Source organism: Pseudomonas sp. LF-5, assembly GCF_037626295.1.
GTDB lineage: Bacteria > Pseudomonadota > Gammaproteobacteria > Pseudomonadales > Pseudomonadaceae > Aquipseudomonas > Aquipseudomonas monsensis.
On sequence record NZ_JARKMT010000012.1, the window covers coordinates 151,161 to 164,408 of the forward strand.

17 protein-coding genes are annotated in these 13,248 nt (G+C 60.0%); 11 read left to right on the forward strand and 6 right to left on the reverse strand.

What is annotated here, in order from left to right; genetic code table 11:
* Window positions 1–232: 232 nt before the first annotated feature.
* The 10 genes from PseuLF5_RS25190 (at window position 233) to PseuLF5_RS25235 (ending at window position 7,257) form a co-directional block, all read left to right on the forward strand.
* Window positions 233–1,207 (forward strand): KpsF/GutQ family sugar-phosphate isomerase, encoded by a 975-nt coding sequence (locus PseuLF5_RS25190; protein WP_123464673.1) that lies wholly within the window; start codon window positions 233–235, stop codon window positions 1,205–1,207.
* Window positions 1,207–1,731, forward strand: a complete 525-nt coding sequence (locus tag PseuLF5_RS25195) for a KdsC family phosphatase (protein WP_123464671.1) — start codon at window positions 1,207–1,209, stop codon at window positions 1,729–1,731. The genes PseuLF5_RS25190 and PseuLF5_RS25195 overlap by 1 nt, the downstream gene beginning before the upstream one ends.
* A gap of 8 nt (window positions 1,732–1,739) precedes the next feature.
* Window positions 1,740–2,312: an LPS export ABC transporter periplasmic protein LptC gene (gene lptC, locus PseuLF5_RS25200; RefSeq protein WP_123464669.1), complete on the forward strand. Its 573-nt coding sequence runs from the start codon at window positions 1,740–1,742 to the stop codon at window positions 2,310–2,312.
* Window positions 2,299–2,844 (forward strand): lipopolysaccharide transport periplasmic protein LptA, encoded by a 546-nt coding sequence (gene lptA, locus PseuLF5_RS25205; RefSeq protein ID WP_123464667.1) that lies wholly within the window; start codon window positions 2,299–2,301, stop codon window positions 2,842–2,844. Before lptC ends, lptA begins: the two co-directional genes overlap by 14 nt.
* The gene (lptB, locus tag PseuLF5_RS25210; protein ID WP_024011621.1) at window positions 2,844–3,569 is read left to right on the forward strand and encodes an LPS export ABC transporter ATP-binding protein; all 726 of its coding nucleotides are present in this window, start codon (window positions 2,844–2,846) and stop codon (window positions 3,567–3,569) included. The genes lptA and lptB overlap by 1 nt, the downstream gene beginning before the upstream one ends.
* A gap of 184 nt (window positions 3,570–3,753) precedes the next feature.
* Entirely contained in the window at window positions 3,754–5,247 is a 1,494-nt protein-coding gene (locus tag PseuLF5_RS25215; RefSeq protein WP_128615211.1) for an RNA polymerase factor sigma-54, read from the forward strand.
* A gap of 73 nt (window positions 5,248–5,320) precedes the next feature.
* A complete protein-coding gene (gene hpf / locus PseuLF5_RS25220) occupies window positions 5,321–5,629 on the forward strand; it encodes a ribosome hibernation-promoting factor, HPF/YfiA family (RefSeq protein WP_077571130.1) in 309 nt (102 codons plus the stop codon).
* Between the two features lie 12 nt (window positions 5,630–5,641).
* Window positions 5,642–6,106 (forward strand): PTS IIA-like nitrogen regulatory protein PtsN, encoded by a 465-nt coding sequence (ptsN, locus tag PseuLF5_RS25225; protein WP_123464663.1) that lies wholly within the window; start codon window positions 5,642–5,644, stop codon window positions 6,104–6,106.
* 2 nt (window positions 6,107–6,108) lie between these two features.
* On the forward strand, window positions 6,109–6,966 hold the full coding sequence (gene rapZ, locus PseuLF5_RS25230; RefSeq protein WP_123464661.1) for an RNase adapter RapZ: 858 nt from the start codon (window positions 6,109–6,111) through the stop codon (window positions 6,964–6,966).
* 15 nt (window positions 6,967–6,981) lie between these two features.
* Window positions 6,982–7,257 carry an HPr family phosphocarrier protein gene (locus PseuLF5_RS25235; RefSeq protein WP_008085079.1) on the forward strand — a complete coding sequence of 92 codons (276 nt, stop codon included), beginning with the start codon at window positions 6,982–6,984 and terminating at the stop codon, window positions 7,255–7,257.
* A gap of 78 nt (window positions 7,258–7,335) precedes the next feature.
* On the opposite strand, the gene PseuLF5_RS25240 is transcribed toward PseuLF5_RS25235, so the two are convergent.
* From PseuLF5_RS25240 to pmbA, 6 genes are all read right to left on the reverse strand, one after another.
* Window positions 7,336–8,229, reverse strand: a complete 894-nt coding sequence (locus tag PseuLF5_RS25240; RefSeq protein WP_340134931.1) for a ZIP family metal transporter — start codon at window positions 8,227–8,229, stop codon at window positions 7,336–7,338.
* 30 nt (window positions 8,230–8,259) lie between these two features.
* Window positions 8,260–8,871 carry a superoxide dismutase gene (locus tag PseuLF5_RS25245; protein ID WP_128615213.1) on the reverse strand — a complete coding sequence of 204 codons (612 nt, stop codon included), beginning with the start codon at window positions 8,869–8,871 and terminating at the stop codon, window positions 8,260–8,262.
* Between the two features lies 1 nt (window position 8,872).
* On the reverse strand, window positions 8,873–9,313 hold the full coding sequence (locus PseuLF5_RS25250; RefSeq protein WP_123464655.1) for a hypothetical protein: 441 nt from the start codon (window positions 9,311–9,313) through the stop codon (window positions 8,873–8,875).
* 27 nt (window positions 9,314–9,340) lie between these two features.
* Complete coding sequence (locus tag PseuLF5_RS25255) at window positions 9,341–10,717, reverse strand: class II fumarate hydratase (RefSeq protein WP_123464653.1); 1,377 nt, start codon at window positions 10,715–10,717, stop codon at window positions 9,341–9,343.
* A complete protein-coding gene (locus PseuLF5_RS25260; protein ID WP_123464651.1) occupies window positions 10,698–11,105 on the reverse strand; it encodes a FagA protein in 408 nt (135 codons plus the stop codon). The genes PseuLF5_RS25255 and PseuLF5_RS25260 overlap by 20 nt, the downstream gene beginning before the upstream one ends.
* Window positions 11,106–11,267: 162 nt before the next feature.
* Window positions 11,268–12,614 (reverse strand): metalloprotease PmbA, encoded by a 1,347-nt coding sequence (gene pmbA / locus PseuLF5_RS25265; RefSeq protein ID WP_123464649.1) that lies wholly within the window; start codon window positions 12,612–12,614, stop codon window positions 11,268–11,270.
* 108 nt (window positions 12,615–12,722) lie between these two features.
* Between pmbA and yjgA the strand changes: the two genes are divergently transcribed.
* A complete protein-coding gene (gene yjgA / locus PseuLF5_RS25270) occupies window positions 12,723–13,247 on the forward strand; it encodes a ribosome biogenesis factor YjgA (protein ID WP_025109468.1) in 525 nt (174 codons plus the stop codon).
* The last annotated feature ends 1 nt before the right edge of the window (window position 13,248 follow it).

The following is a 13,248-nucleotide window of genomic DNA, read 5'->3' on the forward strand; positions in this document are numbered from 1 at the left end:
TTCCTGGGAAAGCACATACCTCGAGGGCAGGCCGAACTGGCGGCGAACTATATCACTGCAAAGCCCAAGCGCCCAAGGCCTCTACCGGGCTGTGTTCAGCGACATGACAGGCTTTGAGGGGCTTTTTCCGGGTTTTGGTTACGAGGAATGACAAAGCACGACGAACTTGCGTGAGGCTTTGCCACATAACCGCTATAATCGCCGCCTTTTCATCGGGCTATACGATTCTGACATGAGCCAAACCAGCGACCTGATTCAATCGGCACAACGCACCATTCGCCTCGAAGTGGAAGCCATACAAGGCTTGTTGCCCCATATCGACGCCGATTTCGTACGCGCTTGCGAGATGATTCTGGCCAGCAAGGGCCGTGTCGTCGTGGTCGGCATGGGCAAGTCCGGGCACATCGGCAACAAGATTGCCGCCACCCTGGCCAGCACCGGCACCCCGGCATTTTTCGTCCACCCGGCCGAAGCCAGCCATGGCGACATGGGCATGATCACCCGCGAAGACGTGATTCTGGCCCTGTCGAACTCCGGTTCGACCAACGAAATCGTCACCCTGCTGCCACTGATCAAGCGACTGGGCATCCAGTTGATCAGCGTGACCGGCAACCCGGCCTCCCCCCTGGCGAAAGCCGCCGAAGTGAACCTCAATGTTCACGTCGAACACGAAGCCTGCCCGCTGAACCTGGCGCCGACGTCCTCGACCACCGCCGCCCTGGTCATGGGCGATGCCCTCGCCGTGGCATTGCTGGAGGCGCGTGGCTTCACCGCTGAAGACTTCGCTTTCTCGCACCCGGGAGGCGCCCTTGGCCGCCGCCTGTTGCTGAAAGTGGAAAACGTCATGCACGCCGGTCAGGAGCTGCCGCAAGTGCAACGCGGCACCCTGCTCAAGGACGCGCTGATGGAAATGACCCGCAAGGGTCTGGGCATGACCGTCATTCTTGAAACCGACGGCAAACTCGCCGGGATCTTCACGGACGGTGACCTGCGTCGCACCCTGGATCGCAGCATCGACATCCGCAGCGCCACCATCGACCAGGTCATGACCGCGCACGGCAAGACGGCCCGCCCCGAGATGCTGGCTGCCGAGGCCCTGAAAATCATGGAAGACCACCGAATCAACGCACTGGTCGTTGTTGATGAAGAGGATCGCCCGGTGGGCGCCTTCAACCTCTCCGATCTGCTGCGCGCAGGAGTGATGTAATGAGTAACGATCTGCTGCAACGCGGCAAAGCGATCAAACTGGCGGTTTTCGACGTCGACGGCGTACTCACCGACGGTCGCCTGTACTTCCTTGAAGACGGCAGCGAATTCAAGACCTTCAACACCCTCGACGGCCAAGGCATCAAAATGCTGATGAACGCCGGCGTGCAGACCGCTATCATCAGCGGTCGCAAGACCCCGGTGGTCGAGCGTCGGGCGAAAAACCTGGGGATTCCCCACCTGTTTCAGGGCCGCGAAGACAAACTGGTCGTTCTCGACGGCCTGCTTGAAGAACTGGGCCTAAGCTATGAGCAGGTGGCCTACCTCGGTGACGACCTGCCTGACCTGCCGGTGATTCGCCGCGTCGGCCTCGGCATGGCCGTGGCGAATGCCGCCGACTTCGTGCGTGAACACGCTCATGGCGTGACCCGGGCACGTGGTGGCGAAGGTGCCGCCCGCGAATTCTGCGAATTGATCCTGCGCGCCCAGGGCCGCCTCGATGCGGCCAACGCCGCGTACCTGTGAGCCAAACCATGTTTAGCAAAAAATTTCGCAATTTCCTGCTGTTCGGCTGCATCGCGGCGCTATTCGCAGCGGTCGGTTACTGGAACATCAGCCCGGGGCGCTTCCTCGACAAGCCTGCGGTCACGTCCATCGAGAACCCGATCGACTGGTATGCGACCAACACGCATACCCTGCAATACCTGCCGGACGGCAAGGTGCAGTACGAAATGACCTCCGACAAGGCCGAGCACGTAAAGGCCACCGACATCACCCTGGTCACCAAGCCCGACCTGAACATGTACCGCGGCACGGAATTTCCGTGGCACGTGACCAGCGAGCGCGGCGAAGTGAATTCGGGCGGTACTCAGGTCGAATTGATCGATTCTGTGCGCATCAAGCGCACCGATGAGAAGAACCGCGATCTGCTGGTCACCTCCACGCGCATGACAGTGTTCCCACAGGACCAATATGCGCAGACCGAGCAACCCGTTAGAATCGACGGCGCTGGCGGTGTATCGACTGGCGTAGGCATGAAAGCGTATCTGAAGGAAAGCAGGATACACCTGCTATCGAACGTAAGAGGACAGTATGAGGCTCGTTAAAACCCTCCCTATTTTGCTCAGTCTGGGCGCAGCACTGGGAAGCGTGAGCGCCTGGGCTCTGCCGAACGATCAGCAGCAACCAATCCGCATCCAGGCCGACGACGCCCAACTGGACGACAAGAACGGCATCGCCACCTATAAAGGTGACGTGATCATCACCCAGGGCTCGATGAAGGTGACCGGTAACACCGTGACCATCACTCGTACCCCGAGCGGTGATATCGACGTGGTGACCTCGGTGGGCAACCTCGCCTACTTCGAACAACTGCAGACCGCTGGCGACACCAAGCCGGTTCAGGGCTGGGGCGTGACGATCCAGTACCATGCCGCGCAGAATCGCGTCGTACTGATCGACAAGGCCAAGGTTGTCGACAAGGACAACAACACCACCCAGGGCGAGAAAATCGTCTACGACACCGTGAAGAAACTCGCCAGCGCCGGTCGCGCGACCGGCAGCAAGGTCACCGAATCGCGTCCGCGTATCGACATGGTGATCCAGCCGAAGAAGAAAACCGACGAGAAAACCCAGTAATGGCAACTCTGAAAGCTCAGCACCTGGCCAAGGCCTATAAAAGCCGCCAGGTCGTGCGTGACGTCAGCCTGTCGATCGACAGCGGCCAGATCGTCGGCCTGCTCGGCCCTAACGGCGCCGGCAAGACGACGTGCTTCTACATGATCGTCGGCCTGGTGCAGGCCGATCAGGGCCGCGTACTGATCGACGATCTGGACGTCAGCCACCAGCCGATGCACGGTCGTGCCAAGGCAGGTATCGGCTATCTGCCGCAAGAAGCGTCGATCTTCCGCAAACTGTCGGTGGCCGACAACATCATGGCCATCCTCGAGACCCGCCCGGAACTCGACAAGGCAGGCCGTCGCAAGGAGCTGGAAAGCCTGCTGCAGGAATTCCACATCAGCCACATCCGCGACAACCTCGGCATGAGCCTGTCCGGTGGTGAACGCCGCCGGGTGGAAATCGCCCGCGCCCTGGCGACTGCACCGAAGTTCATCCTGCTCGACGAACCGTTCGCCGGTGTCGACCCGATCTCGGTCGGCGACATCAAGCAGATCATCCACCATCTCAAGGCCAAGGGCATCGGCGTACTGATCACCGACCACAACGTCCGCGAGACGCTGGACATCTGCGAAACCGCTTACATCGTCAACGACGGCCAGTTGATTGCCGAAGGCGACGCAGAAACCATTCTGGCCAACGATCTGGTCAAAGAAGTGTATCTGGGTCACGAGTTCCGCCTGTAAGCGCGACGTCCCGGTGGTTCGCGAGGGCGCTGTATCGTTGAAGCAGTTTTTTATACGTTTTAATTGTTACAGCGCTCTAGGCAAACACTTCAGTTTCAGGCATATAATTTGCTTAAGTTTGGCGCTTCGGCGCCCTGTAGTGGATGGCGCATAGCGCCGGCGAATAAGGTGTTAAGCCCCTGCCATGAAACCATCGCTAGTCTTGAGAATGGGCCAGCAGCTGACGATGACACCGCAGCTGCAACAGGCCATCCGCCTGCTCCAATTGTCGACCCTGGATCTGCAACAGGAAATCCAGGAGGCCCTGGAATCCAATCCGATGCTCGAACGCCAGGAAGAAGGCGACGACTTCGACAACTCCGACCCGCTGGCCGACAACGCCGAACACAAGCCCAATACCGAAATCCAGGAACCTTCCTACCAGGAATCCGCCCCGACGGTGGACAACCTCGAGGAGGGCGAATGGAACGAGCGCATCCCCAACGAGCTGCCGGTCGACACCGCGTGGGAAGACGTCTACCAGACCAGCGCCAGCAGCCTGCCCAGCAGCGATGATGACGAGTGGGATTTCACCACCCGCACTTCTGCCGGCGAGAGCCTGCAAAGCCACTTGTTGTGGCAACTCAATCTTGCCCCGATGTCCGACACCGATCGCCTGATCGCCGTGACGCTGATCGACTGCATCAACAACCAGGGCTACCTGGACGAGACCCTTGAAGAGATTCTCGAGGCATTCGACCCGGAGCTGGATATCGAACTGGACGAAATCGAAGCCGTCCTGCACCGCATCCAGCAATTCGAGCCGGCCGGTATCGGTGCGCGCAACCTCGGTGAATGCCTGCTGCTGCAACTGCGCCAGTTGCCCGCCAAGACGCCGTGGCTCGCGGAAGCCAAACGCCTGGTCACCGATTACATCGACCTGCTCGGCAGCCGGGATTACAGCCAGTTGATGCGCCGCATGAAGCTCAAGGAAGACGAGCTGCGCCAGGTCATCGAACTGGTGCAAAGCCTCAATCCGCGTCCCGGTTCACAGATCGAATCGACCGAAGCCGAATACGTGGTACCGGACGTCATCGTGCGCAAGGACAACGAGCGCTGGCTGGTCGAACTGAACCAGGAATCAGTGCCACGCCTGCGGGTCAACGCGCAGTACGCCGGTTTCGTCCGTCGCGCCGACACCAGTGCCGACAACACCTTCATGCGCAATCAGTTGCAGGAAGCCCGCTGGTTCATCAAGAGCCTGCAGAGCCGCAACGAGACCCTGATGAAAGTTGCCACGCAGATCGTCGAGCATCAGCGCGGCTTTCTGGAGTACGGCGACGAGGCCATGAAACCGCTGGTCCTGCATGACATCGCTGAAGCGGTAGGCATGCACGAATCGACGATTTCCCGGGTGACCACGCAGAAATTCATGCATACCCCGCGCGGTATTTATGAACTGAAATACTTTTTCTCCAGCCACGTCAGCACCTCCGAAGGCGGCGAATGCTCGTCCACGGCGATCCGCGCGATCATCAAAAAACTGGTTGCCGCGGAAAATCAGAAAAAGCCGTTGAGTGACAGCAAGATCGCTGGTTTACTGGAGGCACAAGGCATTCAGGTGGCTCGCCGCACCGTCGCCAAGTACCGCGAATCCCTCGGGATCGCGCCTTCGAGCGAACGCAAGCGGTTGATGTAAGCCACGTTACAGCGTTCCAGTGGCAGGCTATCCAGCCTGCCGCTTTATGCACTGGCAACGAAGGAGAAGCTGTATGCAAGTCAACATCAGTGGACACCAACTGGAAGTGACCGAACCTCTGCGCGATTACATCAATGAGAAACTTCAACGATTAGAGCGCCATTTCGACAAGATCACCAACGTGCAAGTCACGATGTGCGTCGAAAAGCTGAAGCAGAAAATCGAAGCCACCTTGCATATTCCCGGCAGCGAAGTGGTCGCCAACGCAGAAGATACTGATATGTATGCTGCGATCGACTCACTCACCGACAAGCTGGATCGCCAACTCAAAAAGCATAAGGAAAAGACCCAGAGCCTGCTCCAGGGCGCTACCGGTCGATAACCCCCCTACTCCATGATCCGACTTGAAAGTATCCTGACCCCCGGCCGTTCCCTCGTGAACGTGCCGGGCGGCAGTAAAAAGAAAGCCCTCGAACAGATTGCCAACCTGATCGCCCGTGAAGTGCCTGATCTGGAGATGCAAGATGTCTTCGAGGCGTTGATTGCCCGTGAAAAACTCGGTTCCACCGGTTTTGGTAACGGCATCGCCATTCCTCATTGCCGCCTCAAGGGTTGCGAAGCGCCAATCAGCGCATTGATGCACCTTGATGCACCCATCGATTTCGATGCCATCGACGGCGCTCCGGTTGACCTGCTGTTCGTCCTGCTGGTGCCGGAAGCTGCCACCGATGCTCACCTGGAATTACTGCGCCAGATCGCCAGCATGCTCGATCGCAAGGAAGTTCGTGAAAAACTGCGCAGCGCATCGAGTAACGAAGCCTTGTATCAGGTCGTCCTGAGCGAGCAGAACGGTCACTAATCATGCGCTTGATCATTGTCAGCGGCCGCTCCGGCTCGGGTAAAAGCACCGCCCTGGATGTCCTTGAGGACAACGGCTATTACTGCATCGACAACCTGCCAGCCGGCCTGCTGCCGGAACTGGCCGAACGCGCGCTGATTCATACCGAGCTGGCGCAACCGCTGGTGGCCGTGTCGATTGATGCGCGCAACCTGCCCAGCCATCTGTCGCGCTTTCCGGAGCTGCTTGAAGAAGTCCGCAGCCGCCACATCCAGTGCGATGTGTTGTACCTGGATGCCGACGAAGAAACCCTGCTCAAGCGTTTTTCGGAAACCCGTCGCCGCCACCCTTTGAGCACGGCCAATCGTTCGTTGGCCGAAGCGATCAGTGATGAAACCGCTCTCCTCGGCCCGATTGCCGATCTGGCCGACCTGAAAATCAACACCACCAACCTCAACCTCTACCAGTTGCGCGACACCATCAAGTTGCGCCTGCTGAACCAGCCGGAGCCGGGAACGGCCTTTCTGGTCGAGTCATTCGGCTTCAAGCGCGGGATGCCGGTGGATGCGGACCTGGTGTTCGACGTCCGCTGCCTGCCCAATCCTTACTGGAAACCGGAGCTGCGCGCGCAGTCCGGGCTGGACGCACCCGTGGCCGAGTACCTGGCGGCGCAACCGGAAGTCGAGGAGATGTTTCAGGACATCTTCAGCTATCTGCACAAGTGGCTGCCGCGCTTCGCCGCGAGTAACCGCGCCTACGTCACCATTGCCATTGGCTGCACCGGCGGGCATCACCGCTCCGTCTACCTGACCGAACGCCTGGGTCAGGCCCTGCAGAAAACCCTGAAGAACGTCCAGGTTCGCCACCGCGACCTCACTTAAAGGATTCACACCGCGATGCCTGCTCTGGAAATCGAAATCATCAATAAACTGGGCTTGCATGCCCGCGCGTCCGCCAAGTTCGTTGGCGTGGCCGGCCAATATCCCGATTGCACGATCAGAGTGGGTCGCACACCGGAGACCACGGTCGATGGCAAAAGCATCATGGCGATGATGATGCTGGCTGCCGGCAAGGGCACCAAAATCTATCTGAGTACCGAAGGCCATCAGGAACAGGAAGCGCTGGATGCGCTGGTGGCGTTGATCAATAACTACTTCGACGAAGGTGGTTGAAAGCCACCAAGGCCATCGCAGCCCACAGCGCACATATCCCCCTGTAGGTGCTGCCGAGGCTGCGATCTTTTGATCTCTTCAACCCAACGCCGTATCCATCACCATCATCAAACAGAAGCCGACCAACAAGCCAAGACTGGCCAGCTTGTCATGACCATTGCGTCGCGACTCCGGGATTACTTCGTGAGTCACCACCAGCAACATCGCCCCCGCCGCCAGTGCCAGCCCCAATGGCAATAACAACTCCGCCAGGCTGACCAGCCACGCACAGAGCAGTGCAAACACCGGCTCGACCAGACCTGACGCCGCGCCGATCAGAAACGCTTTGCCCCGTGACATTCCCGCCCCGGCCAGTACCAGCGCAATCACCAGACCTTCCGGCACATCCTGCAGGGCAATGCCCATGGCCAGGCTGTCGGCATCGGGCATGCCGCCGCCGGCGGAAACGCCGACCGCCATGCCTTCCGGGATGTTATGGGCAATGATGGCGAACACGAACAGCCAGATCCGTGGCGCAATCACTGGATGCTCGACAGTGCCAACGAGCATTTCCGGTGAAACTCCCGAGACCTTGCGATCGACCAGAAACAGGCCGAACGCCCCGAGCATGATGCCGAAGCAGATCAGCCCGCTCGCAGCCCACGGGGTCAAGCCAAGACCTTCTGCAGCGGCGATGCCTGGCACGATCAGCGAAAACGCCGTCGCCGCCAGCATCACCCCGGCACCGAAGCCGAGCAAGGTATCGCCAAGCGCCTGCGGCATGTTGCGAATCACCAGCACCGGCACCGCGCCGAGCGCGGTGCCCAAGGCGCAGAGCGCTCCACCCTGCAAGGCCCGCGACAGTCTCGGTTCAAGCTCCAGCCATTGCAGTCCGTGGGCGACCAGCAAGGTCATGCCCGCCAGCAGCAATAGCGATCCCACCGCGTAACGAAACATACGCCCACTGCCGATCGCCAGTGTTTCAGTGCCCATAGTCAACCCTGGATGGTTTTTGTAGAAGGCTTACACCAGTGCGGCCCGATAGCGCGCAGCGACTTCAGGCCAATTGATCACGTTGTAGAACGCGCTGATGTACTCCGGGCGACGGTTCTGGTAGCGCAGGTAATAGGCGTGCTCCCAGACGTCCAGACCGAGAATCGGTGTGTTGCCGTTCATCAACGGGCTGTCCTGGTTGCCGCTGCTCTCCACCAGCAGTTTTTTCTCCGGCGTGACGCTGAGCCAGGCCCAGCCACTGCCGAAGCGGGTCAGCGCAGCCTTGGTGAACGCTTCTTTGAAACTGTCGAGGCCGCCCAGTTGCTCATTGATGGCTTCGGCCAGCGCACCTTCCGGCTTACCGCCGCCGTTGGGCGCCATGACTTCCCAGAACAGCGAATGGTTGGCGTGTCCGCCGCCCTGATTGATGACCGCCGCACGGAGTTTTTCCGGCAGTTGTTGAACACTGGCGACCAGTTTCTCGACCGGCCACTCGGCAAACTCGGTACCTTCAATCGCTGCGTTGAGGTTGTTGATGTAGGTCTGGTGATGCTTGGTGTAATGAATCTCCATGGTCTGCGCGTCGATGTGCGGTTCCAGCGCATCGTAGGCGTAAGGCAAGGCAGGCAAGGTAAAAGCCATTTCAATGAACTCCATGGTGATGGGTGGCAGGCGCACGGCGCGCATTGCCGGTGTCGGGATGCAGCAGACGCTGGGTACGCGGGTACTCGCCGTGTTCGCTGATGAAATTCAGCAGTTCGACATAGGTCTTGCTGCTCTGGCGCAGTGCCGCTTCCCGCAGGGCCATGCGCAGGCGCTCGTCCTGCATGGTCTGCAACAGCCGTTGGTGGATCGCGCAGAGATATTCGGCGCTTTCCTCCGGCTGATTCAGGCGCAGGTGCAGATCCGCCAGGTTGTGGTGGGAGATGACGCAGGCCGCCACCGCTTCATCGGCATCAGGCCAGCGCTCGAACAACACTTGCGCCAGGGCCAGCGCTTGCAGATAAGCCTCACGAGCATCGATCAGCTCGCCCAGCATGAAGCAGCGATTGGCCCGTTCGATCGTGCGTTTCCAGTGCTCCATGGTGAACCTCCAAAGCGGTTACGGGATTTACACGCCGCCGGCGGTGAGTTTCTCGGGATTGAGCAACTCTTCCAGTTGGCTGCGCGACAGGTTGGTGTGTTCCAGCGCGACGTCGATCACCGGGCGCCCCTGCTTGTAGGCCTGCTTGGCGATTTCCGCAGCTTTCTGGTAACCGATGATCGGGTTGAGTGCGGTGACCAGAATCGGGTTGCGCGCCAGCGCTTCCTTGAGCCGCGACTCGTTGACCTTGAAGCTGGCGATGGCCTTGTCACCGAGCAGACGGCTGGAATTGGCCAGCAGTTCGATGCTGCTCAGCAGGTTCTGGGCAATGATCGGCAGCATCACATTCAGCTCGAAATTGCCCGACTGCCCGGCGATGGTGATCACCGAGTCGTTGCCGATCACTTGCGCGGCGACCATGGCGGTGGCTTCCGGAATCACCGGATTGACCTTGCCCGGCATGATCGACGAGCCGGGTTGCAGGCCTTCAAGCTCGATTTCGCCAAGGCCGGCGAGCGGGCCGGAGTTCATCCAGCGCAGGTCGTTGGCGATTTTCATCAGTGACACGGCGGTGGCCTTGAGCTGGCCGGAGACGGCGACGGCGGTGTCTTGCGAGCCGATCAGCGCGAACAGGTCCTTACCCGGCGTGAACTGCACATGGGTCAATTGGCTGAGTTGACGGCTGAAACAGGCGGCAAACTCGGGATGCGCGTTGATCCCGGTGCCCACCGCCGTGCCGCCCTGCGCCAGACATTGCAGGCTCGGCAGCAAATCCTGCAGATGGCTGATGTTGGCCTTGAGCTGCTGCGCCCAACCGTTCAACACCTGGCTCATGCGCACGGGCATCGCGTCCATCAAATGCGTGCGCCCGGTTTTGACGTGGTGATGCACTTGCGCGGCTTTCTTTTCGATCACCTGCACCAGGTGCAGCAGCGCCGGCAGCAGTTGTTCGTGCAACGCCAGGGCGGCACTGACGTGAATGGTGGTCGGGATGATGTCATTGCTGCTCTGGCCGCAGTTGACGTGATCATTGGGATTGACCGGCTCGTCGAGCAGACGGCTGGCGAGGGTCGCGAGCACTTCGTTGGCGTTCATGTTGGAACTGGTGCCAGAACCGGTCTGGAAGATATCCACCGGAAAATGCTGCATGAAATCACCTTCGAGCAAACCTTGGGCGGCGTCACTGATGGCCTTGCCCTGGGCGGCGCTGAGCTGGTTGAGTTCAACGTTGGCGCGGGCGGCCGCAGCTTTCGCCAGAATCAGCGCGCGGATGAATTGTCTCGGCATCGGCTTGCCGCTGATCGGGAAGTTATCCACGGCGCGCTGGGTCTGTGCGCCGTAGAGAGCGTCCACCGGCACCTGCAGTTCGCCCATGCTGTCACGCTCAATACGTGTCTTGGTCATCTGAAAATCCTTGTACCCGGTCAATGAGAGAAATCGAGGGAAGCAACTCACAGGTCGCGAGCTGCCAGGTGTAGCGTTGCCAGCGCTGGAGCCGGCAGACGCACAGCGACAGGCGCTCCATGTCCCGCAATGGGCGCCAGGCTTGATCGAGACACAGGCTGCGCCAATGCCACGGCAAGGCGATGTCGGTGGCCGTGTCGAGCAGCAGACGGAAGGAAGTTTCAGCGATGGTCCACGGAGAAGTTGCCGTACAACAGGCCAGGTACCGGCCTTCGGCGAGGTAGTGTTCGATCAGGCGCGGCTCGTCGGAATCCATCGCGCAACGGATCTGGCGACTCATCCAGCGCCAGCTTTCGAGGTACGGCTGCTCGTGCAGGGCAGAACTCATGATCCGGGACTCATTCTAAGATGAGATTTATTATTAAATGATAATGAGAACCAAAACAAGCATGGGTTGTGCATCAAATGGTGGGAGCGGGATTTGTGCGCTACAAAAAAAGGCGCGCCACCCAGAGGGATGGCGCGCCTTTTTGTGTGTGACGGGCCGAGCTTAGCTGCCTGCCACCGTCATGCGCTCAATCAACACCGAACCGGTGCGGATATTGCTGCGCAGCTCCAGATCATTACCGACCGCGACAATCTGCTTGAACATGTCGCGCATGTTGCCGGCGATGGTCACTTCCTGCACCGCGAACTGGATTTCGCCGTTCTCGACCCAGAAACCCGCTGCCCCGCGCGAATAGTCGCCGGTGACCATATTCAAGCCGTGGCCCATCAATTCGGTGACCAACAGCCCACGGCCCATGCGCCGCAGCAGCGCCGCCTGGTCTTCTTCACCATGGGTGACGAACAGGTTGTGCACACCGCCGGCGTTGGCGGTGCTCGGCATGCCCAGCTTGCGCCCGGAGTACGTGCCAAGGATGTACGAGACCAACTCACCCTTTTCGACGAACGGTTTGGCATACGTTGCCAGACCATCACCGTCGTACGAGGCGCTGCCCATCGCACGCATCAAGTGCGGACGCTCGTCGATGGTCAGCCATTCCGGGAACAGCTTCTGCCCCAGCGTGCCTTCAAGGAACGACGATTTGCGGTACAGACTGCCGCCGGACACCGCCGACAGGAAACTGCCGAACAAACCACCCGCCAGTTCTGCAGAAAACAGCACTGGCACCTCGCAGGTCGGCACCGGACGCGCGCCCAGGCGGCTCGCCGCCCGTTGCGCGGCACGCTGGCCGATACTCACCGGATCCGCCAGCAAACTGCCCTGACGGTTCACGTCGTACCAATAATCGCGCTGCATCTGGCCATCGGCCTCGGCGATCATGACGCAACTCAGGCTATGCCGCGTCGAGGCGTAGCCACCGATGAAACCGTGGCTGTTGCCGTAAACCCGGCAGCCCTGATGGGTGCTGAGGGTGGTGCCGTCAGCATTCTTGATCCGCGCATCGGCATCGAACGCCGCGGCTTCACAGAGCAGGGCCTTCTCGATCGCCTGCTCCGGGGTGATGTCCCATTCGTGGAACAGGTCGAAATCCTGCAGATCCTTGGCCATCAGTGCCGCATCGGCCAGGCCCGAGGCTTCGTCTTCCGAGGTGTGTCTGGCAATCGCCAATGCGGCGGCGACGGTTTCGCGAATCGCGTCCGGTCCGGTCGCCGACGTACTGGCCGAGCCTTTGCGCTGGCCGACGTACAGGGTGATGCCAAAGCCCTGATCGCGGTTGAATTCGACCGTTTCGACTTCACGCTGACGCACCGACGTCGACAAGCCTTGCTCCAGCGACACCGCGACTTCACAGGCGCTGGCGCCCTGACGCTTGGCCTCGGCGATGATCTGCTCGACCTGTTCCTGCAGTGCCGGCAATGCCTGCGGGCCGACGCTTTCAACTGCACTCATGCTCATCTCCACTCAAATTCTGCTTTCGGCTGGGGTCATCGAGCGACCGGGCCGGACAAGCGGCCCCCGACTGGTTATCATGGCGGCGTTTCTTTGCGGACTGCCACCATGGTTGATTCTTACGACGACTCCCTCGATACGGGAGAAAAAAGCAAATCTCAGGTCAAACGCGAGCTGCATGCTCTGGTTGACCTGGGCGAGCGCCTTACAACACTCAAGCCCGACTTGCAGGCAAAACTGCCGTTGACCGACGCCTTGCGTCGAGCACTGGCCGATGCGCCCAAGCACACCGCGAATATCGCGCGTAAACGGCACCTGCAGTTCATCGGCAAACTGATGCGCGATCAGGACACTGACGCCATTCTGACCCTGCTCGATCAACTCGATGCCTCTACCCGTCAGTACAACGAGCGTTTCCACAATCTCGAACGCTGGCGTGACCGCCTGATCGCCGGTGACGATGCCGTACTGGAGAAATTCGTCGTCGAGTACCCTGACGCCGATCGCCAGCAATTGCGTTCCCTGATCCGTCAGGCCCAGCACGAGGTTGCGCAAAACAAACCGCCTGCTTCCAGCCGTAAAATCTTCAAGTACATCCGCGAGCTGGACGATACGCAACGCGGCCTGCGTTGAT